The sequence below is a fragment of the Microbacterium sp. genome (assembly GCF_052102115.1).
GTDB lineage: Bacteria > Actinomycetota > Actinomycetes > Actinomycetales > Microbacteriaceae > Microbacterium.
The window spans coordinates 15319-37380 of the sequence record NZ_JBQDVP010000012.1; the positions used below are offsets into that span (position 1 = coordinate 15319).

At 62.4% G+C, this 22062-nt stretch carries 23 protein-coding genes and 1 pseudogene; 11 read left to right on the forward strand and 13 right to left on the reverse strand.

All coding sequences use genetic code 11. From position 1 onward, the window contains the following. The first annotated feature begins 5 nt into the window (after positions 1–5). The gene (locus ACTICP_RS05760; RefSeq protein ID WP_441890407.1) at positions 6–1007 is read left to right on the forward strand and encodes an ABC transporter permease; all 1002 of its coding nucleotides are present in this window, start codon (positions 6–8) and stop codon (positions 1005–1007) included. On the opposite strand, the pseudogene ACTICP_RS05765 reads toward ACTICP_RS05760, so the two are convergent. Further along, positions 966–1592 (reverse strand): annotated as a pseudogene (locus ACTICP_RS05765) (GntR family transcriptional regulator); the annotation flags it as partial. The gene ACTICP_RS05760 and the pseudogene ACTICP_RS05765 overlap by 42 nt on opposite strands. Positions 1593–1888: 296 nt before the next feature. Here ACTICP_RS05765 and ACTICP_RS05770 point away from each other — a divergent pair. Continuing rightward, entirely contained in the window at positions 1889–2728 is an 840-nt protein-coding gene (locus ACTICP_RS05770) for a nitrilase family protein (RefSeq protein ID WP_441890409.1), read from the forward strand. After that, the gene (locus ACTICP_RS05775) at positions 2725–3813 is read left to right on the forward strand and encodes a M20 family metallopeptidase (protein ID WP_441890411.1); all 1089 of its coding nucleotides are present in this window, start codon (positions 2725–2727) and stop codon (positions 3811–3813) included. Before ACTICP_RS05770 ends, ACTICP_RS05775 begins: the two co-directional genes overlap by 4 nt. 2 nt (positions 3814–3815) lie before the next feature. Here the strand turns inward: ACTICP_RS05775 and ACTICP_RS05780 are convergent, their stop codons facing one another. The 8 genes from ACTICP_RS05780 to ACTICP_RS05815 all read right to left on the reverse strand — a co-directional run bounded on the left by ACTICP_RS05780 (position 3816) and on the right by ACTICP_RS05815 (position 10586). Beyond that, a complete protein-coding gene (locus ACTICP_RS05780) occupies positions 3816–4817 on the reverse strand; it encodes a LacI family DNA-binding transcriptional regulator (protein ID WP_441890413.1) in 1002 nt (333 codons plus the stop codon). 9 nt (positions 4818–4826) lie between these two features. Next, positions 4827–5654 carry an ABC transporter permease gene (locus tag ACTICP_RS05785; RefSeq protein WP_441890415.1) on the reverse strand — a complete coding sequence of 276 codons (828 nt, stop codon included), beginning with the start codon at positions 5652–5654 and terminating at the stop codon, positions 4827–4829. Beyond that, a complete protein-coding gene (locus ACTICP_RS05790) occupies positions 5651–6448 on the reverse strand; it encodes an ABC transporter ATP-binding protein (protein WP_441890417.1) in 798 nt (265 codons plus the stop codon). The genes ACTICP_RS05785 and ACTICP_RS05790 overlap by 4 nt, the downstream gene beginning before the upstream one ends. Beyond that, positions 6445–7191, reverse strand: coding sequence for a M24 family metallopeptidase (locus ACTICP_RS05795; protein ID WP_441890419.1), 747 nt, complete (start codon positions 7189–7191; stop codon positions 6445–6447). Before ACTICP_RS05795 ends, ACTICP_RS05790 begins: the two co-directional genes overlap by 4 nt. Further along, positions 7116–7889: a glutamine amidotransferase gene (locus ACTICP_RS05800; protein ID WP_441890421.1), complete on the reverse strand. Its 774-nt coding sequence runs from the start codon at positions 7887–7889 to the stop codon at positions 7116–7118. The genes ACTICP_RS05795 and ACTICP_RS05800 overlap by 76 nt, the downstream gene beginning before the upstream one ends. Beyond that, the gene (locus ACTICP_RS05805) at positions 7886–8893 is read right to left on the reverse strand and encodes an ABC transporter substrate-binding protein (RefSeq protein WP_441890423.1); all 1008 of its coding nucleotides are present in this window, start codon (positions 8891–8893) and stop codon (positions 7886–7888) included. Before ACTICP_RS05805 ends, ACTICP_RS05800 begins: the two co-directional genes overlap by 4 nt. A gap of 175 nt (positions 8894–9068) precedes the next feature. After that, positions 9069–9899 (reverse strand): ribokinase, encoded by an 831-nt coding sequence (locus ACTICP_RS05810; RefSeq protein WP_441890425.1) that lies wholly within the window; start codon positions 9897–9899, stop codon positions 9069–9071. A gap of 294 nt (positions 9900–10193) precedes the next feature. Then, the gene (locus ACTICP_RS05815; protein ID WP_441890426.1) at positions 10194–10586 is read right to left on the reverse strand and encodes a hypothetical protein; all 393 of its coding nucleotides are present in this window, start codon (positions 10584–10586) and stop codon (positions 10194–10196) included. A 2277-nt stretch (positions 10587–12863) separates the two neighbouring features. Between ACTICP_RS05815 and ACTICP_RS05820 the strand changes: the two genes are divergently transcribed. After that, the gene (locus ACTICP_RS05820; RefSeq protein WP_441890428.1) at positions 12864–13490 is read left to right on the forward strand and encodes a hypothetical protein; all 627 of its coding nucleotides are present in this window, start codon (positions 12864–12866) and stop codon (positions 13488–13490) included. A 127-nt stretch (positions 13491–13617) separates the two neighbouring features. On the opposite strand, the gene ACTICP_RS05825 is transcribed toward ACTICP_RS05820, so the two are convergent. Next, on the reverse strand, positions 13618–14178 hold the full coding sequence (locus ACTICP_RS05825; protein WP_441890515.1) for a flavin reductase family protein: 561 nt from the start codon (positions 14176–14178) through the stop codon (positions 13618–13620). An 80-nt stretch (positions 14179–14258) separates the two neighbouring features. Next, positions 14259–15200, reverse strand: a complete 942-nt coding sequence (locus ACTICP_RS05830) for a LysR family transcriptional regulator (RefSeq protein WP_441890430.1) — start codon at positions 15198–15200, stop codon at positions 14259–14261. 124 nt (positions 15201–15324) lie between these two features. On the opposite strand from ACTICP_RS05830, the gene ACTICP_RS05835 reads away from it, so the two are divergent. Together ACTICP_RS05835 and ACTICP_RS05840 are read left to right on the forward strand one after the other, a co-directional pair. After that, entirely contained in the window at positions 15325–16314 is a 990-nt protein-coding gene (locus ACTICP_RS05835; protein WP_441890432.1) for a putative oxygenase MesX, read from the forward strand. A 20-nt stretch (positions 16315–16334) separates the two neighbouring features. Then, positions 16335–17372 carry a methionine synthase gene (locus tag ACTICP_RS05840; RefSeq protein ID WP_441890517.1) on the forward strand — a complete coding sequence of 346 codons (1038 nt, stop codon included), beginning with the start codon at positions 16335–16337 and terminating at the stop codon, positions 17370–17372. Positions 17373–17437: 65 nt separating this feature from the next. Here ACTICP_RS05840 and ACTICP_RS05845 read toward each other — a convergent pair whose 3' ends face one another. Then, positions 17438–18490: an SDR family oxidoreductase gene (locus ACTICP_RS05845; RefSeq protein ID WP_441890434.1), complete on the reverse strand. Its 1053-nt coding sequence runs from the start codon at positions 18488–18490 to the stop codon at positions 17438–17440. A gap of 96 nt (positions 18491–18586) precedes the next feature. Here ACTICP_RS05845 and ACTICP_RS05850 point away from each other — a divergent pair, with 96 nt between their 5' ends. After that, on the forward strand, positions 18587–18901 hold the full coding sequence (locus ACTICP_RS05850; protein WP_441890436.1) for an ArsR/SmtB family transcription factor: 315 nt from the start codon (positions 18587–18589) through the stop codon (positions 18899–18901). Here the strand turns inward: ACTICP_RS05850 and ACTICP_RS05855 are convergent. Beyond that, positions 18898–19380 carry a mycothiol transferase gene (locus tag ACTICP_RS05855; RefSeq protein ID WP_441890438.1) on the reverse strand — a complete coding sequence of 161 codons (483 nt, stop codon included), beginning with the start codon at positions 19378–19380 and terminating at the stop codon, positions 18898–18900. The two genes, ACTICP_RS05850 and ACTICP_RS05855, sit on opposite strands and share 4 nt — an antisense overlap. Before the next feature lie 105 nt (positions 19381–19485). On the opposite strand from ACTICP_RS05855, the gene ACTICP_RS05860 reads away from it, so the two are divergent. From ACTICP_RS05860 to ACTICP_RS05875, 4 genes are all read left to right on the forward strand, one after another. After that, positions 19486–20061, forward strand: a complete 576-nt coding sequence (locus tag ACTICP_RS05860; protein ID WP_441890440.1) for a helix-turn-helix domain-containing protein — start codon at positions 19486–19488, stop codon at positions 20059–20061. 119 nt (positions 20062–20180) lie between these two features. After that, entirely contained in the window at positions 20181–20558 is a 378-nt protein-coding gene (locus ACTICP_RS05865; protein WP_441890442.1) for a GntR family transcriptional regulator, read from the forward strand. Beyond that, positions 20551–21402 carry an ABC transporter ATP-binding protein gene (locus ACTICP_RS05870; protein WP_441890444.1) on the forward strand — a complete coding sequence of 284 codons (852 nt, stop codon included), beginning with the start codon at positions 20551–20553 and terminating at the stop codon, positions 21400–21402. The genes ACTICP_RS05865 and ACTICP_RS05870 overlap by 8 nt, the downstream gene beginning before the upstream one ends. Then, positions 21399–22040 carry an ABC-2 transporter permease gene (locus ACTICP_RS05875; RefSeq protein WP_441890446.1) on the forward strand — a complete coding sequence of 214 codons (642 nt, stop codon included), beginning with the start codon at positions 21399–21401 and terminating at the stop codon, positions 22038–22040. The genes ACTICP_RS05870 and ACTICP_RS05875 overlap by 4 nt, the downstream gene beginning before the upstream one ends. Positions 22041–22062 lie beyond the last annotated feature (22 nt).

Here is a 22062-nt window from a genome sequence, read left to right on the forward strand (position 1 = left end):
AGTGAATGCGCTCGAACTCCGTCCGGAGTCGCTCGCCGCGGCGAGGCGCGGGCGTCGCGCTCGTTGTGATTCTGGGAGGTATCGATGTCTCTACCGGCTTCGCTGTTAGGATCGTCGCTTGGACCGTCGCAAAGCTGAGCGGCGCGGGTCTTCCCGCCTTCGTGGTGGTCGTCGCGACCGTCGTTGTCGGAGCGCTACTCGGAGCCATCAACGGGATCCTCGTGACGTTCGGCAAAGTGCCGCCAATCATTGCGACACTTGGCACCGCAGCGATCTTCCAGACAGCTCTGTTCGCACTCTGGAACAGCAACGACCTCTTCGCGGCCCCAATCGCTCCGATCTTCTCAGGAGAGCGCGTGCTCGGGGTGCCAATGGTCGTCGTCCCCGTGATCATCGTCTACGCGCTCCTCGCTTGGTTCATGTACAAGCGCCCCGCCGGTCGCGAACTGTACGCGACAGGCTCGAACCCCGAGGCCGCGCGCCTCGCCGGCATTCGAGTCAACCGACTGACCTTCCTCGCCTACCTCACCATCGGCGTACTTGTCGGCCTCGCCGGCCTGATCTACGTCGGCCGGGTCGGCGTCGTGCAAGCATCCAGCGGCAACGAGGTGACCCTCCTTGCGATCGCAGCCGTCGTCGTCGGCGGTACTTCCATCCTTGGCGGAGAAGGTTCAGTTCTCCGCACACTCGGTGGTCTCGTTTTCATCGTCGTGCTACAGAACGGGATCGTTCTCGCGGGTGTCCCGCCGCTGTGGAATGGGCTGTTTCACTCTCAGTTCCTTTCGGCAAAGCTGGACCGCGTCGACGAACAGACGGCGCGGGTACCGCGGTACAGCGTGAAGATGTTTCGAGTTAGTGAGAACCCGTCAGGTTTGCGATGGGTCGTGGATGTCCAAAGTCATCGAGTAACGGTCAGCTCGCGCCCAGTAGGTCGTGGACTCAACCGGAGTCCAATCGGCAGTGAATGCAACCCGATGACGAATGAGCGCAACAGCGTCGGCCTCTAGATCCAGTTCCGCGGCCTGCGCGCTCGAAAGCGTTTCGGCGCTGATGGTCTCCCTCGCCCCGATCGGAGCAAATCCCCTCGAGCTCAAGAACTGATACAGCGACGAAGCTCGGTCAACGTCTCCACCCAGACCCTCGCCGATAGTCGGCGACAGGAAGTGAATGAACACGACGCACGGCTCCCCATCGACAAGAAACATACGATGCAACCGGTATGCCGTGGAACCCTCCGGAAGTTCCAATTCCCGACAGACGTGGTCAGGTGCCGTCTCGAGGCGCGCGGGCTCAAGTGTGACTGACTCGACAACGTGGCCACGCTCACGCAGCTCCGTGCCGAGACCGATCATCCGGTTGGCAGCTGACAGTTCGCGACTCCGTACCACCGAGCCGCGCCCCTGATGCCGAGAGATCAATCCGAGCTGCTCCAAGTCGCGGAGCGCGCGACGCACCGGAGACTGCGAGATGCCGAACTGCTTCTGCAGTTCCGCCTCAGAGGGCAACCAGGTGCCAACCACGAGTCGGCCGGACGTGATCTGTCGCTGCAGATCGTCTCGGAGAGTCGCGTACAGCGGTGCTTCTCTTCTCATACTCAGGATACTAAGTACAATTACTGCTCGCGGCAAGAGAAAGTTTTGCGAGTATCCGATTGCACGCGCGCACCGCACCCCAACAGCGCCGGCGTTGGAGGCCCACGGTCGGGGACGACTACGGCGCGATCTGCTGTCGTGCGAGCAGGCCCATTCGAGCCAGGGATGCCGGAGGTACAACCATCCTCATCGACGGTCCCCAGTGTTGATGTTTCAAGGGTGTGAATTCATCCGCTGAGGGGTGGAACATCGTGGCAGACTACGGGCAAACGATTACCCAACCGCGGAGGCATCTCATGTCCAACATCATCATTGCTGCGGGCCAGGTCGAGCCCGTGTTCGGCGACGTATCCGCCAATATTCGGATTACCTCCGACTTGACCGAGCAAGCGGCAGCCTCAGGTGCACGCCTTGTGGTGCTGCCGGAGCTTGTGAGCTCGGGGTACATGATGGGGTCTCGCGAGGAGGCGTACGACCTAGCCGAAGTCCCAGGTGTGGGTCCAGCCACATCCGCGTGGATGGAACTGGCTGCTCGGCTGAACATCATTGTCGTCGCCGGGTTCCCCGAGCGTGACGGCACAGCCCTCTACAACGCCAGCATCATGTGCCTGCCAGACGGCACCCACACTGTGTATCGAAAAGTACATCTCTGGGACGAGGAAGCGCTCTACTTCGAACCCGGCAACGTCGGCTTTCCTGCTGTGCACACTGAGATCGGTCGGATCGGAATGATGATCTGCTACGACGGGTGGTTCGGCGAAAGCTACCGCTCGCTCGTCTTGGCGGGTGCTGACCTGGTTTGTGTCCCAACAAATTGGGTCCCCATACCTGGACAGCAAGAAGGTCAACCAGCGATGGCCACGATCTTGTCCATGGCTTCCGCTCACAGCAACGGCGTAGTGATCGCGGCGGCCGACCGTGTGGGAGTTGAGCGAGGGCAGCCGTTCATCGGCCAGAGCCTCATCGTCTCGCACACGGGATGGCCCGTTGCTGGCCCCGCTAGCCCGACCGATCCCGAGCTCCTCATGGCAAGTGTCGACCTTTCCGACGCTCGTCGAAGCCGAGGCTGGGGCCAGTTCAATAACCCCGTCAAAGACCGGCGGATGGAGGCCTACCTCCTTACGGCATCGCAATGAGGGAAGCCGTAGTCGCCCTGGCATCACAGTTGATTCGGACGGACACTGCTGGGCATGGTGAAGAGAAGGCGGTCAATCTGCTGGCGCCCCTGCTGGCTCGTGCCGGCTTTGACGTCTCGACCGTCCCCTGGTCGCCTGAGCGGACAAGCCTGGTGGCGAGGTGGAACGGGGGCGGCGCGTTCGTCCTATCAGGTCACGTCGATACCGTGCCCTATGGGGACGCCGAGTGGAAGCACGGGCCCTTGTCTGCGGATCAGGATGGTGACCGTCTCTTCGGTCGCGGCAGCAGCGACATGAAGGGAGGGGTGGCAGCGATAGTACTCGCAGCCACCGCGGCCGCCCGTCGTAACGCACGTGGATTCACGGTAGTCCTGACAGCCGGGGAAGAAACGGGTTGCGGCGGAGCACAGACCATACTTGAGACTGGCCTCATGCAGCCTCCCGAGATTCTCATTGTTGGCGAGTCAACGTCGAACGCTGTCCGTCTCGGGCATAAGGGCGCTTCGTGGTTTGAAGTGACAACCTCAGGCTTCTCCGCTCACGGATCACGGCCAGACCTCGGCGTCAACGCGATCGAGCCGTTGGCGGACGCGATCACCGCTCTTCGAGCGGTAGGGCAGGGGGCGGTACACGCTGAGCTCGGCGCGCGAACGACAAGCGTGGGCACCATCAGAGGTGGTAGTCAGACCAACTTGGTTCCCGATCACGCACGAATGACTGTGGATGTACGTCCCGTTCCGGGCGCTTCTTCCGAGCCCGTGCGGACATTGCTAGAGCGATTCGGCCGAGTCGATTCCGTGCTGGAGCTGCCGGCCGTGTGGTCGCCCACAGAATCCCCTGTCACTCAGACGATTGTCGACCTGGTGGCGGCTATCACCGGGCGGCGAGATGACCCCCGCGGCGTGTCTTACTTCACTGATGCCGCTGTTCTCGACCCGAGCCTCAGCCGCAGCTTTATCGTCGGCCCCGGCGACCCTGACCAACCTCACACCACGAATGAGTCGGTGTCGATGCGCCTCCTGGAGCAGGCCGTCTCAATCTACGACGAGCTGCTCGATGCCTGGGATAGAAAGGCTTTTGGTTGAAGTCAGGGTGCGCTGTCTCGGATGACCAACTCGACGGGCAGTAGGACGTCGGATACGTCGTCCTCGTCACCTTCGATTGCACGAAGCAAGATACCGATCGCCGTCTCTACGATCTCCGCGACTGGTTGACGCACCGTTGTCAGCGTAGGGCGAGAGACCGTCGCAATATTGATGTCATCGAAGCCGGTGATGGCGAGGCGACTAGGCACGTCAATTGCAAGCTCCGTAGCGGCATCAAGGGCGCCAAGTGCCAGGAGGTCGTTGGCGCACACGATCGCGTCGATGTCTTCGTCAGCGGAGAAAAGTCGCCTCGCCGCCCCATGCCCGAATTCTCGGGAGAAATCACCTGATTCCATCCGCCCGAGCGCAGTCGGGTCCATCGAACGAGCCCACGTCTCGAAACCCTCGCGGCGTCTTCCCCCGGACCAGTTGTCTGTGTCCGCACCGATGAAGGCGACACGGCGCCGGCCGGTCGCTACCAGATGCGCAGTGACAGTTGCGATACCCGCCGCATCGTCTACTCCGACGAACGGGGCATGCACGGAGGGCGTCCGCTGGTCGAATTGGACAACAGGCATGCGCGCCGCAGCATCGGCCAACGCCTGCGCACTAGCCGATTGAGAGCACGGGCTGATGAGGAGGCCATCGATCTGACGTTCAGCGAGGATGGAGATCCGTTTCGCTTCCGTCACTGGGTCATCGTCAGCGCTGCACAGCAGAAGAGCCAGGTTGTGCCCCTGAAGAACCCGATCGGCATGACCCACGAGCTGAGGGAAGAACGGATTCTCGATCTTGGGAACAACCATTCCGATCGCTCCCGAACGCGAGCGACGCAGCGCTTGAGCAATCGAATGCGGCCGGTAGCCGAGGTTCTCTGCAGTGCGAACCACTACTTCTCGGAGATCCGGTCGCACGGCGCGAACGCCTGAGAGCGCGCGCGAAACGGTCGCTACTGATACCCCAGCCGCCTCGGCCACATCCTTGACGGTTGGACGCCTACTCATCTAGTCAGTCTAGGTCGGTGCATCTCGGTATCGCCGACGTCGTGGCACGACGCTCGTTCTGCGCCACGGCGTCGCGGCCGACTCCCACAGCGAGATCAGAAGGAACGCGAGCAGGCCAATTGACGCGAGCACGATGATGGCTGCGAAAACACCAGGAGTGTTGAATCGGCCCTGCATGGTGGAAAGGTAAACGCCTAGGCCACCGGTCGTCGATGCAAGCGACTCCGCCAAAATGGCTCCGGTTACGGAGAACGTCGCCGACATCTTCAGCGCTGAGAAGAGAGGTGTCAGCGTTGCGGGGAGTTTGATGACCCGGAACGTGCGCCAACGCGAGGCACCCATGGCGCGCGCGAGGTTGATGCTGTCGGTATCGACCGAGCGTAGACCGTCCAAGACGTTGACGAGGACGGGGAAGAACACGATCATCGCCACAACAACGAGCTTCGGCGCGAGTCCGAACCCGAGCCAAATCACTAGCGCCGCCCCGATTGCGACGACCGGGATGGCCTGACTCACGATCATGATCGGGTACAGGAACCGAAACAGCACCCTCGACGATGACATCACGATCGCGAGGATGAACCCCAGGGCCGCGCCGATGATGAATCCGAGAACGAACACTTGGGCGGTCGCCACGATCCCTCGACTGATGGCATCCCAGTCGGTGATGATTGCGGCGAAGGCCGCCCCGGGCGAAGGGAGTACGAACCTTGGAATGCTGAAAATCCGAACCGCCAGGTCCCAGATCAGCACTAGTCCCGCGATGGAGAGTAGAGGGGTGATGATAGTCACCCAGCGTCGTGAACTGCCGCCGGCAAGCTCTGCGTTGATGCTCATGGGTTCAGGTCCCCCGTGTCCAGGTTGCCGCGGCTACGCCCGTAGATGAGATCGAGCGCGCGCTTCTTGAGTGACATGAATGCCTCGGAGGTGAGCATGTCAACCCCGCGAGGCCGTTCCAGGTTGACATCGAGGATTTCGCTGATCCGGCCCGGGCGTGGGGACATAACGACCACCCGGTCGGCGAGGAAGACGGCTTCGTCGATGTCATGAGTGACGAACAAGACAGTGGAGCTCGTCTCTGCCCACACGCGCAGCAGCCATTGCTGCATGTCGAGCCGCGTCTGACTGTCCAGGGCTCCGAAAGGTTCGTCGAGGAGCATGACGTCCTTCGCGAAGGCGAGCGTACGCATGAGGGCCACTCGTTGACGCATTCCCCCGCTCATCGCGTGCGGGAAGTGGTTGAGGAAGTCTCCCAACCCGTAATGCCGTGCCAGCTCTGCTGCTTCTGTGCGTTGCTCTGATGTGACCCGCCCGTGTAACCGTGCCCCCAGGGTGATGTTCTCGAGAGCGCTCAGTGAGGGAACCAACAGGTCCTTCTGGAGCATGTAGCCCACGTGCCCCGGCTTGCCTGTCGTATCCTGGCCGTCGATTTTCACAATCCCGGAACTGGGAGACAAGATCCCGGAGAGGATGTTGAAGAGGGTTGTCTTTCCGCAGCCACTGGGGCCGATGACCGAGACGAACTCGCCGCGACGAATGGTGAGGTTGGTCGGCGCGAGAGCTTGCGTGTCTCCGAAGCGCTGCGAGACCTGGCTCAGCTCCACCTTGGGTGGGAGGGTCGTCTCCGTCATGAAATGACCGTCACCTTCGAAGGACCGAACCAGACGACGTCCTCGCGCTTGACGCCATACAGATGGTTGCCGATGAACGGCTCGACGGCCCAGGCTCCGGTCATCACTGTGGTGTTGTAGGCATCGATATAGCCGAGGTCATAGGAAGAATCCTGGGTCAGGGAGTGGCCGATGTTTCCCAGGCGGTCAAGCAGCACGAGCCCGGTGGGCTCGAGCGCTGACCGGAACTCCGCGTACCAATCGCAGGCGCGCATTCCGGGGCGGGCAGACGAGAGCAACCCTTCATGGATTCTCTCTACTGCATCCAGTGCCTGCTGCTGCGGAACATTTCCACCGCGAATTAGCGTGCGCGTGCAGTCTCCCCACCAGCCGTCCTGGGTGATGGGGTGGACGTCGATAGTGCCCAAGTCGATGTTCCACAGGGGTCGAACGGAGGGCACATCCGTTGGGAAGCAGCTGAGCGTGCCTATACCGAAACCCACCACAGTCGGGGTCCAAACCCCGGTGCCGCCCAGTTCGGTGACTCGTTCGTCGATGGCGTCATGCACCTGCCGTTCTGTCATGCCTGGCTGGACAGACTCCGCAAACTCCTCGGCCACCTGAATAGCGAGACGTTGCGCACGGACGAGACCCTCAGGGGGTTCGTCAGCGAGGGACATGTCAGCGTTCATGCTTGCTCCCGAGTTCCGCTGTCGGCAAGCCACTCGATCAGCTGATCCCACAGCTGTGCGTAGCCGTCCCATTCGATGAATTCAGACGGGAGCCAGTGCGGCCCCATGTCTGTGGCGACGGCGGCGACCCTTCCCTCTCCGGCCTCGCCGACCACGACGAGCGGATGATCTCCTGCCGTTGCGACCACTTCAGCGCCTTCACGAGCCGCGAACCGCTGGTATCCCAGAATTGCGGGCCATTCGCCGGCAAGGCCCGCCGTGACGTCGTGCTCCCCCGACGAGAGAGGACGAACGCCTTCGGGTATCTCCTCGCGATCATCCCCCACCTCCATCAGCACCGGAAGAACTTCAGCGAGGGGTGTCGATCGGTAGTTGGCCTTCGCCTCAATACCTTGGAACGAGAGGTAGCCACCGACCATCAGCAGCGCTCCACCCTCCCGTACCCAATCCGCGAGGACCCGCAGGCGGTTACTCGGTGCTGGCTTGCCCTGGGTGAAGACGGACTGGGTCAGTAGCAACGTGTTGGCGCCGATATCGCTGAGGACCACGACGTCATATTTGTCGAGTTCCTCGGCTGTGTATGGGAAGTCGAGGGAGGCAACGTGGTTGGGCTGGAAGTCAACTGCCCAACCCCTGCTCTCAAGAGCGCGGATGAATGGCCAGGCTCCCTCTTCATAGGCACTCGTGTAGAAGGTGTCGAATCCCTTGGTGTGCACCGACGTGGTGCTCCAAGATTCTCCAGCAAGGAGGACGGTACGGTTCTGCGTCATTTCTTCAATGCCTCATTCGTGAAAAGTTCCTCGACGGGGATTGCCTCGTCGATCAGGTCAAACTCAACGGATACGTCGACCAGGTTCTGCCATACCTCGGCAGACTGCTCGAGGTTCGCAGCAGTTACTTCCTCCCCCTCTTCGCCAAACAAGGCGGCCGTGGCATCCCACTGCAGCTGCGTGAACTCGAGCGTCTGCGCGTCCGGGTACGTATCCATGAAGATCTGGATCGCTTCCTCGGGGTTGTTCCGCGCGTAGTTCAGACCCTTGATCGTCGCCTCCATGAACGACTGAGCGGCCTCAGTGTTGTCGGACAACCACTCCTCGTTCGCAGCGAGCATCAGTACGGGGGCATCCGGCGCGCCGAAGTCCTTCGAGTAGGCAATGGAGTAGTCAGTGACGCCGAGAGACTCGAGTTCACTGCCCTCGGCGTTCGTGATGCCTGTGATGACGTCCACCTGATCTTCGACCAGGAGAGGAACTGTGCTGGAATCTGCAGTGACGAGGGTGACGTCGCTGATGGTCTTCCCGACAGAAGCCAACATCATCGAGAGCTGAGCGTTCGACCACGCGTCGTTGTAGGTCCCTACGAGCTTGCCCTCGAGGTCGGCAGGGTCGATCGGTTCGCTGGTCTTGCTCATGAGACCCCAGTTATTGCTCGTTCCGTACGCCCCGATACCCACCACCGGTACACCCTGCGACCGAGCCGTCACGATATCCACACTGGTTGTGAATGCGATGTCGGCCTCGTCAGTGCCCAGGTACTGCATCGTGGCAGCCACATTCGGCGGTGTCATGATGTCAACATCAAGGCCGGCGTCTTCGTAGAAGCCCTGATCTTTCGCCACCACCCATGGGATCCAGAAGCCATCCGGAACCGGCCACTCCTGCACAAACCTGATCGACGTCAGGGCATCATCATCGCCCGGTTTGTCCGTCTCAGCGGAGCATGCGGCAAGACCCCCGACTACCGCTACGGCGCCGACGACAGCAGCAGCGCGCAAAATTCGCCGACGTGATTGGCCGGTTGTGACTCGTGTCATGATGATGTCCCTTCAGTGGGGCGGCTCGGGAATCCGTCCGCTGGTAATCGATTACCTGATTAAAGCAGGTCGCCTTCGGCCTGCCAATACGTTCATGTTTCAAGTTGATGAACTTCGACCGCCGGGGCTCGAGTAACTACTGCGCGCCGACACGCGAGACCGCGGCCGCCGCGGCATCGGTCGCAAGTCCCATAGCGTGTTCCGCGTCTCCGCCCCCAGCCAGAGCCGCAGCGAGGGTTCCGCAGTACGCGTCCCCCGCTCCTGTCGTGTCAATCACCTGCACATCGCTGCGAGAAGGAACGTGCAGCCCGTTCCAGTCAGAGCCGGCTGCTCCCCTTGTGATCAACATCGAAGGGTGCGAGCCCAAATCCGCCCGTACCTGCGCTGCCTCATGCTCGTTGACGATCAACGGATCAGCGCTCATCACCACGTCCTCCGGTACTGGCCCAAACGGCGACAGGTTCAAGAGAAACCTTGCTCCGGCGGCCTCAGCTCGTTGCGATGCTGCAGTCACGATGGATAGTGGAACTTCCAGTGAAACCACCACAACATCCTCGGGGCCGAGATCATCAAGCGGCTCTAGGTCGCTAGCAGTCAAGGTGGAATTGGCCCCGGGCGACACAACGATGGCGTTCTCACCGTCACCGTTCACAATCACGATTGCCGACCCGGTGGGCACAGCCGGGGTCACGACGACAGAGCTAGTACCGACCCCAACCTCCGACAACCGCCGGCGGTACGCCAGCCCGCCTTCGTCATCTCCCACACGCCCGATCAGGTAGACCGACCCAGCCCTATCCCCCTCCCCCGAGATAAGCCTCGCCGCGGCCATCGCTTGGTTTGCGCCCTTGCCGCCCCAGAGAGTCCGAACGTCACTGCCTCCCACCGTCTCCCCCGGAACAGGATGCCGATCAACAGTTACTACCCGATCCAGATTCAACGAACCGACTACGAACACACGACCCATGCTGATCCCGATCTTGCTCGGGAAACCGAGCGGGTCGAAGACGGCGTTACCTAACTGCAGTCGGGCAATCGATTACCAGGCAGAGTATGCGACGCTGATCGACTCGTCAAGCATCGTCGTCGCTGGTCCTCTGCTGCGAGCAAATTTTGCATCGCTGCGTCCCCGTCCATGCACCGGCAGCTGAACTGGTCGCGTATAAACGATGGCCAATCGTGTCGCGCTTGACCCTTGGGCATCAGCACTCGGAGGCAGCCGGATGAAACACTCCCCCTCATGAGCAGTGCCGCTTCGGGATCACTTGAGGCAGGGCCGAGGGTCCGCCGCGAAGTGAGATTCCTGCCACCAGAGTGAGACGAGCTTGCCAACCCACATTCGGATCGTGTAGGTCCTCGCCGGCGCCCGGCATTCTTCGCAGGTCGTCGTGCTCTCCCACTCAGCGGCGAGGATGGCTTCGCTGAACTCTTCGTTGTAGTCGTAGACGTCTTCGGATGCCCGAGCGTAAAAGCTGAGAGAGCCGAACTTTGATTTGACCTGCTGAACGACGTAGCCCGGAGCGATCGCCGCGAGCTTTCTGTCAAGCCGGTCGAGAAGCGGGTACCAGCCGGAGCTCACATCGATGAGCTCAGGCCCGCCAGGTTCGATGCGAGCAATGATCCGCCGAAGCCCCCGCGGAGCGTTCTCACTCATATCGTCCCGTCCTGATCGACGTTCTCCGCTCTAGACGACTCGAACGGGCTAGTGGTGGCTCACGGGTACCTCGGTTCGATGGGAGCCTACGTACCTTCGTCCGTTTCGTCAGCCACCTCCAGCGGTTCCGCAGGCAGGACCAGTGTGGAATGCTTACGAACCGTTACGGGCCTCTAGGGACGCTCGGGACTGTTGCCGCAGTCGAGAATGCTCACGGAACGCGCGTCCTACGCGCAGACTGCGCATCACGGCCCTGTCGAAGCTAATCATTCCTCGACGACGCCACTCGATAGCGGCGTGACCTCGAAATCCCGTTACCGCCCAAGTGCTCGGCATCACCTTGACCGATCTGGTCCCGGGGAACGCTCCCGATCTTCGAAGTCGCTGAGCACTGTCCCGCCCCTGCGTGACCCACGGTGCGTTGTCCGCCCAGCCGGGAACGATGCGCCGGGATACGACCCGAGATGCAGGTGCCGCACGCACAGCACGCTCCACGATGTCCGCTCTTCTGCCGGAGCGCGTGACGTGGCGCAGGAGCACCGCTTTCTCACGGTACGACGCTTCCGCGACCCCCTTCTCAAATGGCGTTTTCGATACCGTCGCCCCGCTCGATTTCGGCATTCGGATCGCGGTGTACATCGCGGCGCGGTGAACCGCTACGACCGTGACTGCGGTCGATTCCAGTTCCGCCGTCCGGCTTCCACCTCCAATGCCTACGACGAGTCCGATAAGCCCTTCGACCTGCCGGGAGTCGCTCTCGGCGAGTGCAAACAAGCTGAGCGTGACGTCCGGGTGCGTTAGCGTCACGAGCAGGTCAACTGCCGGCGCATACGAGCACGAGGCTCGGAGCCAGCGCGCGTCAGGTCGCTCTTGCCAGCTGTCGATGATCAAGCGCAGGGCAAGGTCGTATTCGCCCGTGTGCATCGTCACCCCGCGTCTCCAAAGGATTCCTGAAATCGACTGTTCGGCGCGATGGCACGCCGACGGGGTGGACAGGAGTTCATCTTCACCGAGGAAGTGCCATCGACGGTGGCGAATGCAAAACCCTCCTCCCCTACTGAACACCTCAGTCGGGTCTCCGTTGCTGCATACCAAGCACGCGGAGCGAGCGCGATCAACAACTTCGCATGTGGCGCAGCGTCGCAGCATCCACCGAACGTGGTGGCAGCGCCGATACAGACGGAAGCGTGCGCGCTCCTTGGCGAAGTACCCGGGAGGCAGCTCACCGATTGCCTCAGTCGCAGATGTGAATCGAGCGTTGGTCGACCCCGAGCTGTTGGCACCAACCGTCCGCTCCAAATAGTGGGTGAGCGCGCTGAGATCGAGCGAGTTGGCGACGGCCAACCTAGCTAGGAAACCGGCGGGCGTCTCCCCGGGCAGCGGAATCACACGACAGGGAAGAGTTCGCATGCCTACCTCGACCTCAGTTCCACACGATGGTTCAGCACATGCGCCCTGATCGCCTTGACCCTCGGAAGCATGCGCCTGGCAGCGGGCGTAAGCACGCAGCCGCCTTGCGTAGCGACCGCGGATCTGCCGATCCAGAGTTCCCGTCCCTGAATTCTCAGGCTGTCGAAGATGCCGTCCACGGCGCGATGCCCTAAAGGGTGCGCGGCGACTACGCGATCGAACAGTATTGCCAGTGCGTACCCACCGAGACCCTGCGACATCAGAACGTTCGCGAGACGAGCGTCAGTGAGCCGCGCAGTGAGCGCGATTCGCCGCGGAAACTGAGGAATCTCGTCATCCAGAAGGTCAGCTGCGCACCCACCTTCGAGGTTTCGCAGTCGCAGCAACTCCGCGGCCGCATCAACTTCGGGTGACCGATACGGCACACCTCGAAGAGTGAGAGTTCCATTCAGCAGGCGTTGCGCGAGCAGGTGCTTGTGCCTCCCCGACAGGGGAATATCTCGGCCGTTTCCGTGCCACCTCCGGTGTCGCACGCAGACCGGGCCGTGCATACGCGCGACTGTGACCTGATCGCCTCCGGCGCACCGTCTGCAGAGAGCCACAGCTGCCGGAATCATGCGACAACTCGGGCATTCGACTTGACGCGTGGCTCCACCATGTCCACAGGCGCGACCGCCGGCTTCGCGGAGCAATGCACCATCCGGAAGCCCACCCAACGCCTCGATCTTCCAGAGGGCGCTTCTCGGTGTCACCCGAATTGGGAGCGTTCGATCCTCGCGTCGCAACGCCAACCAGAGGTCCAACGGCCATCTCTGGTATCGGGACGAGCACCCCTTCCTCCCCGTGCACGCATCCCGGCTCGGGGATATGACGACGGTGCATTCCTGGATCTTCAACGGCACAGCCGCTCAGTACGGTGGACTCTCGCCGCAGTCGACGCGTCACGCGGAATGGATGATCGAGCTCTCCAAGGCCTTCGCGACCGGTCCGGATCGACAGGTCTGGCTGCAGGAGGTCGGAGCGCCATCGATGAACCTGGCCGAGGAAGAGATGCCGGAGTTCGCGACGCGCACCGTCGAGTCCGCACTGACCTCACCGGGACTGTACGGCGTCACCTGGTGGTGCTCGCACGATGTGTCGCGATCACTCGGCGACTACAAGGATCTGGAGTACTCGCTCGGTCTTCTCGACGTGGACAACGCGGTGAAACCGCTCGGCGCCCGGTTCGCTGAACTCGTCGCCGATGCTCGGACGAGCGCAAGCAGCAGAGTCCAGCAGCGTACGGTCGGCGTAGTGGTCGACGTCGACGAGCGCGATCTGCCCACGTCACGAGTCGGTCTCGCGCCCGGTGGAGCCGAGTTCGAGTTGTGGCACGCGCTTCGCGAGCAGGGCAGCCCGGTGACAGTCGTGACCTCGCGCACTGCGTCGGATCCGCAGGCGCTGGCGGATCGAGGCATCACGGCCCTCGAATCGGCGGCATCCGCCCGACCCTGAGACGCGGTCAAGCGACTTCCGTCTGTTCAGTCGCCGTGCAGCGCGTCCAGACGCCCATGGAGGAACGGACGGAGACGGCGGCGTTCATCGACGACGTGGCGGAAGTGATCGTGCGGGTGATCAGCAGCTAGGAGATGACGGATGCTTCGGTCAGGCGGTGCCAGGTGCGATTGTGGTAGACCAGCGGCCCGGCTCCGTGGTCGGGTTCGCGGGTGATGGCGCCCTGCAGGGCCTGGGCGACGACCAGGGTCGATCCGCCGGCCTCGAACCGATTGATGATCGCGGCACGCGTCCACGCCCGAACCCCGTGATACAACGGCTCTCCGGTGGCCAGACGCGTCCAGCTGTCGTGATCGGCGAACCTATCGACGCCGCTGGTGGAAGCGAGCTTGGCGACCTCGAGGTCATCTCCGTCGAGCAGGTGCACGACCACCGATTCCGCCGCCAGGATCGACGGCGCCGCCGAAGACAACTCCGAGACGGAGAAGATCAGCAGGGGCGGGTCGACGCTGACCGACGCCACGGATGTCGCCGTCAGCGCGACCGGACCGTCCGGCCCTTCCGCGGTGATCACCGAGACGGCACCGGGGTGCCCGCGGAAAAGCGCCTTGAAACCGTCGGCGTCGATCGACGACCCGGCGAATCGAGTACTGGTGTCGCCCGCGAAGGTCGGGCTCGGGTCGGTCATGGACATTCGGCCAATGTAGTCTGCGGCGGAGATCCCCGCGTCGTATGTGACGGATCGTGACGCCCCGCCCGCCGTCTCGACTACCCGAGCAGCGTCACCCCGAAGCCGGCGACCACCGTCCGCAGTTCGGCGAGGTAGAGCTGTGCCTGCTCGGTGAGCGGGATCGCAGAGTGGCCGATCCAGCCGATCTCGATGCGTTCCTCGACGTTGAGCGGAACGGCGACGATCTCGGGGTCGAGGTCATCACTGAGGATTCCCGTCGAGATCGTGTAGCCGTCGAGGCCGATCATGAGGCTGAAGATGGTCGCGCGGTCGGAGACGCGGATCTCTTGCTTGGTCGACAACGTGGAGAGGATCTCCTCAGCGAAGTAGAACGAATTGTTCGCCCCCTGGTCGAAGGTGAGCCGCGGAACGTCGGCGAGATCGGCGAGGGTGACGCTCGTCCGCGAGGCGAGGGGGTTCTTGCGGGAGATGAAGACGTGCGGCTCGGCGTAGAAGAGCGGGTGAAACCCGAGGCCGGAGTCGCGGAGCAGTTTGTCGATGACCTTCCGGTTGAAATCGTTGCGATAGAGGATGCCGAGCTCGCTGCGGAGCGTGCGGACGTCCTCGATGATGTCCCAGGTGCGGGACTCCCGCAAAGAGAACTCGTATTCCGCTGCGCCGCTGCCACGCACCATCCGTACGAACGCGTCGACCGCGAACGAATAGTGCTGCGTCGAGACCGCGAGAAGGCGCCGGGACGGCGGCCGGTCGAGGTAGCGCTGCTCGAGGAGCTCTACCTGCTCGACGACCTGCCTGGCGTACCCGAGGAACTCCGCACCGTCGGCGGTGAGTGTCACCCCGCGGGCGGAACGAACGAGAAGAGCACGGCCCACGCGAGCCTCGAGGTCTTTCATCGCGGCGGACATGGTCGGCTGTGCGACGTAGAGCATATCCGCCGCGGCGCTGATCGATCCCTCCGCGGCGACCTCGATGAAGTAGTGGAGCCGCTGCAGCGTGATGCCGTTCGATCCTCGAGCCATACGCAAATCCTATGGGAAGGCATAGCTGAGGTGAGTTCTTCGATATCCCTGCTGTGTCTGCACGATGGGATGCATCGACTTCCGCACGGCCGAGCCCGGCCGATCAGCCCCCGATAGGCCACTCATGACGAACGAATTCACGTTCAGCATCACCACCACCCGGTTCGACGAGGACTACTCGCCGTCGGACAGTTCTCGGGCCACCACGAACTTCGCCAATCTGGCCCGCGGCGAGCACCGCCAGCAGAACCTGCGCAACGCTCTGACGATGATCGACCGCCGATTCAACGACCTCGCGCACTGGGACAACCCGAATCGGGATCGCTACACCGTCGAACTCGAGATCGTCTCCGTTGACCTGCGTTTCATCGCAGAAGACGGTGAGGGCTTCCCCCTGCTCGAGGTCCTGGATATCCAGATCGTCGATCAGCAGACCGGCACCCGCCACCACGGAATCGTCGGCAACAACTTCTCGTCGTACGTCCGCGACTACGACTTCAGCGTGCGGCTTCCGGCGCTCAACGACAAGGCGACCGCGTTCACCGTTCCCGACGACTTCGGCGTTCTGCACGGCAAGCTGTTCCAGCACTTCCTCGATTCCCCGCTGTATCAGGAGCGCTTCGGGGTGCCGCCCGTGATCTGCATCAGCGTTTCGACGAGCAAGACGTATCGCCGCATCGAGAATCACCACCCGGTCCTGGGCGTCGAGTACGAGCAGGATGACTTCTCGCTGACCGACGACTATTTCGGGAAGATGGGGCTGCGCGTCCGGTACTTCATGCCGCCCGGCGGCAAGGCGCCGCTGGCGTTCTACTTCCGCGGTGATCTGCTCACCGACTACTCCAACCTGCAGCTCATCGGCACGATCAGCACGATGGAGACCTTCCAGAAGATCTATCGACCGGAGATCTACAACGCGAATTCCGCCGCCGCGAGCATCTATCGACCAACGCTGGATCAGAACGACTACTCGCGGACCGAGATCGCCTACGATCGCGACGAGCGCAGTCAGCTCGCGGTCACGCAGGGCAAGTACACCGAAGACCACTTCGTGAAGCCGCACGGAAGAGTGCTCCAGCAGTGGGCCTCCAACTACCCCGTTTCCGTCCGATGAGCGCCGGAGAAGCATCGATCATCCACACGTCACTGCCCACATCGATCGTCGGCAGCCTGCCGAAGCCGTCCTGGCTCGCGCAGTCGGAGACCCTCTGGTCGCCGTGGAAACTGGACGGCGACGCGCTGGTCGAGGGCAAGCAGGATGCGCTGCGTCTGGCCGTTCAGGAGCAGCGCCACGGCGGCATCGACATCGTGAGCGACGGGGAGCAGACCCGCCAGCATTTCGTCACGACGTTCATCGAGCATCTCGCCGGGGTGGATTTCGAGCAGCGCGAGACGGTGCGGATCCGTGATCGATACGACGCGAGCGTGCCTACCGTCGTCGGCGCGGTGAGCCTCGCCGAACCCGTGTTCGTTGACGATGCGAAGTTCCTCCGTCAGCAGACCGATCAGCCGATCAAGTGGGCGCTCCCGGGCCCGATGACGATGATCGATACGCTCTACGACCGCCACTACAAGAGCCGCGAGAAGCTGGCATGGGAGTTCGCGACGATCCTCAATCAGGAGGCGAAGGAGCTCGAGGCCGCCGGCGTCGACATCATCCAGTTCGACGAGCCCGCGTTCAACGTCTTCTTCGACGACGTGCAGGAGTGGGGGGTGGCGGCACTGGAGCGAGCGGCAGAAGGTCTGCGCGCGGAAACCGTCGTGCACATCTGCTACGGATACGGGATCAAGGCGAACAACGATTGGAAAGCGACCCTCGGGTCAGAGTGGCGGCACTACGAGACATCGTTCCCGCTTTTGCAGCAGTCCAGCATCGACACGATCTCGCTGGAGAGCCACCACTCTCACGTTCCGATGGAGCTCATCGAACTCATCCGCGGCAAGAAGGTCATGCTCGGTGCCATCGATGTGGCGAGCACGACGATCGAGACCCCGGAGGAGGTCGCCAACACGCTCCGGAAAGCGCTCGAGTTCGTCGATGCTGACTTGCTCGCCCCGAGCACGAACTGCGGCATGGCGCCGTTGTCTCGGGGTGTTGCGCGCGGGAAGCTGAGCGCCCTGAGCGCGGGAGCGGCCATCGTTCGCGAGGAGCTCGCTGCCGCGAAGCGCTAGCTCGTGCGGCTGATCGGATGCGCACTCGCCCGCGCTGGAGCGAGCACCGGGCGCCGCGTGAATCCCTAGGGAACGAGCTGCTGATCCCTGAGGCTCTGAAAGATCTGCAGGAACATCGCTTCGCTGTCGACATAGGTGTGGAACCCGGCGCGTCTCGACTTCGAGGTGTCGGCGATGACGTCGTAGTCCCATGCAAAGACGAAGTCGCCGAATTGCCACGACGACACTTCTGCATAAGAGGTTTTCAACAACCCGTGTTTGGTGACCATCGCATCCCACAGTTCGGCCTTGTCGGCCATCACGTCACTCAGATTCATCGACAGCGGCGGCGCGACCTCGAGATCGAAGAAGGCCGCAATCTTCGGCCACATCGATGACCAGCGGAACATGTCGCCGTTCGTGATGTTGAAAGCCTGGTTTCTACCGGCCGGGCTCGTCGCCGCCCAAACGGTCGCTTCCGCGAGCAAGGCGGAATCCGTCATCTCAATCAGGCTTGTGTACGCGCCTGGTTTTCCCGGAAACCGCAATGGGATGCCGAGCTCTTTGCTCATCGACGCGTAGACCGCGATAACCATGGCGAGATTCATCGGATTTCCCAATCCGATGCCAGCCACCACCGAGGGGCGCAACGCGGACCACGTCCACGATGCATCCGCCTGGCGGTGTTCAAGGAACTGCTGTTGGTCGACGTTGAACTCCGGCGGCATGTGGGGCGGATCATCCTCACGGGCGGGAGTCGCAAACGGTCCCAGGTGGGCGCCATAGACCTTGTAACCCTGCATCAGGCTGATGTGCTCGAGGTTCGTTGCCACGGGTTCGATCGCATCCACGACATTCGTGAGCATCGCCAGGTTGGGTGCTACGAGTTCCGTCCAACTTGGCCTGTCCTGATACGCGGCGTAGAAGACATGCGTGACTTCCGTCAGCTCGGCGAGCTTCGATACAGTGTCTTCCTTGTTCAGCAGATCGACGGCAATATGGCGAACCGAGCCCGTCGTGACGCCTCCGCGCCGCGAAAGTCCGATGATTTTCCAATCTCCGCTTCTGTCGAGGTGCTCGATCAAGTTTCCGCCGATCACGCCTCGTGCTCCGACGACCAACGCAGTTCTCGTAGCCACTACTTATCCTTTCATCGTAAAAATGCGATTTATCGATCTAAGATCTATCACACATCGAAACATTCCGATATAACGATGTCGCGCTACGATGGGCAGATGACGGAGTTCGGCGAAGATCAGTTGGTGCAGGCCTTCAAGGCGCTCGGCCACCCGACTCGCCTGGCCATCCTGGGCTGGCTCAAGGACGGCGATTCATTCCCACCGCAGGACCAACCGGCGGAAACGGTCGGGGTGTGCCTCAAGCACATTCAGGCACGTGCCAACGTGTCGCAGTCGACCGCGTCTCAGTTCATGGCGACGCTGCAACGCGCAGACCTTGTGATCTGCACGCGCATCGGCCAGTTCTCGCACTATCGACGTAATGAGCAAGTCATTGCCAAACTTGGCAAGGCCTTTGGCACTGAGGTCTAAGCGGGGCTTGTCACGGCGAGCGACCTCAGGATGTCGAGTTGCCCGGTATTCCACGCGAGTTCGCTGAGCACGTGCGTGTACAGGCTCAGGATGCTGCGCGGGCTGCGGCCTGTGACGACATCGGCGAGGTCGAGACCCGCGAGGTTCTCTCGTGAGTGCTCGTGGATCTGTCGGCAATGCTCGGTGACGGAGAGGATGCTGTCGGCTTTGCGGGTCTTCCACGAATTCGCGGTCGCGACCGGCAGCCCGAGTTCGGCACGAGGCCTTCCGGTGATGGCTTCGCCGAACCACACTCCCTCGACGTAGGCGGTGTGGCGCACGACACCGAGGAGGGAGGGCCTGCCGGGCGCGGGCGTTGCGCGGGCCTGCCGGTCGGAAAGACCGTCGAGACTGGTCAGGATGAGCCGCCGATACTGCTCGATGCGGGCGTCGAAGTCCTCACGTGGGGTGAAGGCGGAATCCGTGTGGTGGTGGTTCATCTGTGATCTGGGGATGGTGAAGTGTGATTCATGATTTGATCATCGCGAGGCGCGTTGGGAATATGCGAGCCGTGTTCCAGATATGCAAAACATCGAGAAGCGAAGATGGCAGCGGCGGATGAAGCGGTGCTCGAGCGGGTCGGACCTCGGCTGCGGGCCTACCGGCAAGCACTCGGTCTCACGCTGTCTGACCTGACCGCGCAGACCGGCCTCACGGCCAGCACGATGTCGCGTCTGGAGCGATCGCAGATCCATCCGACGCTGGAGCAGTTGCTGCCACTTGCCCGCGTGTACGGAATTCCCCTGGATGAGCTCGTCGCCGCTCCCGCACACGGCGATCCGCGAGTACACCTCCGCCCCGTTCGCAGAGATGGTCTGACGTTCGTGCCGCTGGGAATCAACCGAGGTGAGCTGCAGGCCTTCAAGGTGATCTATCCGGCTGTCGCCGCGCTGCCGCCGGCGAAGTTTTATTCGCACCCCGGACGGGAATGGCTGTACGTGCTGTCGGGAAAGGTGCGACTGGTGCTCTCCGAACAGGCGACAGAGCTGTCAGCCGGCGAGGCGGCAGAGTTCGATACGAAGATTCCGCACTGGATCGGCAACGCCCTCGACGACATTCCCGCCGAGATCATCGCGATCTACGGCAAGCAGGGCGAGCGGATGCACCTCGCTGACGTCTGAGGTGCATCGGGTTGTGTGTCCGCGATGACCTGCTCCACTGGCGGACTCGAGCTCGCACTGTTCGCATCTCCGTAAAAATTGGTCTACTGTTCTTAATCACATGAACAGTTGGGAGTGCGATGCAAGTGGTGGTATCGACGACCTCGGCTACGCCGATCTACGAGCAGATCAAGAGACAGGTTCGGTCATCGATCTTGTCCGGTGCGGTGCAGCCAGGGCAGACTCTGCCCTCCCTGCGACAGCTCGCCGCAGATCTTCGAGTAAGTGTCATCACTGTTACCCGCGCATACAACGACCTCGCGGCGGAGGGGCTCGTGCACAGCGAGCATGGCCGTGGCTTCGTGGTCGTGGACGTCGAGCCAGACGTCGCATCCGCGGCACTACGCGCGCGGGTTGATGACGCGCTTCGCGAAGTGATGACCGCCGCTCGACACGCCCGAATGAGTCTGACCGACATCCACAACCACATCGATGAGATCTGGAGCAAAGATGACTGACTACGTAGCGAAGATCACCGACCTGCACGTCCGACGACAGGCCTTCGAGGTCGACGGGGTCTCACTCACGCTCTCTCGCGGCACCGTCGTGGGCCTCGTCGGTCCAAATGGGGCTGGGAAGACCACGACCATTCGAGCCCTGCTCGGCTTGCTGACCCCCGACTCGGGCGATGTCGAGATCTTCGGTCATTCTGCGGGTGCGCCGCAGGCGCTCGTGCGCACCGGTATCGTGCTCGATCAACCGACCGCCGCCCCGGAGTGGCGTGTGAATTCGCTCGGGCGACGACTCGCACCGTTCTACCCGGGGTGGAACATCGATCGGTTCAGCGAGTTGCTCGGTCTGCTCTCCGTGCCGCCGGATCAGCGCGTAGGCGACCTGTCGCGGGGACAAGGTGTGAAGCTCTCCCTGGCTGTGGCGCTTGCGCAGTCTCCCGAGTTGCTCATCCTCGATGAGCCGTCCAGCGGCCTCGATCCAGCCAGCCGCCGGAACATCGGCGACCTGATCCGCGAGTTCATGCTCGACCCGAATCACACCGTGTTGTTCTCGACCCACATCACGACGGATCTGGACAGTCTCGCCGACGAACTCGTCGTGCTCGTCGACGGCCGTATCGCCTACCAGGGTGCACTCCCCGACGCCGCGGAGGAGTTCGCGATGGCTCGAGGCTCCGGAACCGCCCCCACCGCTCCCCTCATCGGACTGGAACACTCCGGTGACCAATGGTCGGCGCTGATCCGACTGTCCGACTCTGCGGCATTCGGCCAGGAGGTGGTCATCGATTCGGCAAGCATCGATGACATCGTCATCCACCTGGGCGCCAAGCAGCGGGAAGTCGCCGCATGATCGCAGCATTCACCCGCCTGGACCTGTCCTCCTGGTTCCCGCGCACGCAGACTCTCCTCACTCTGCTATTCATCGTCATCGTCGGGGTGCTCCTCCCCGTCCCGGGGATGGCCATCATGGCCTCGGCGCTCGTCACGTCATTGATGGTGTCGGCACCGTTCCTCGGCGATGAGCGGGGGCGGCTGGACACCCTCTACGGAATACTGCCTGTCTCTCGCAGCACTGTCGTGATCGGACGAACGCTGTCGATCATCGCTTACTATCTCGTGGCGGCAACACTGGCGACCATCGTCACCGCCATCACCGCAGTGGTGCGCGGTGGGCAGATCGAGCCCGGACTGCTGCTCATCGCCCACGCCGCCTCACTGGCGTTCGTCGGACTGTCGATGGCACTGCAGTTGCCAGTGCTCTTCCGCATCGGTTACACGCGCGGTCGTTTTATGGCGTACGCCCCGGCGTTCGCGGTCGCGGGAATCGCCTGGCTTCTGCAGGCGACAGGCGCACACGTTCCTGTTGGCGAGGCCTTCGAAGCAGTCCCCGTTGTGGCGATCGCCGGATTCGGCGCATTGATCGGAGTCATCGGGATCATCTGCGCCGTCCTCGTGGCGGCGCGGCTGTATCGCGTCCGGGAACTGTGACGGATGCTCTCTCGCTGAGCGG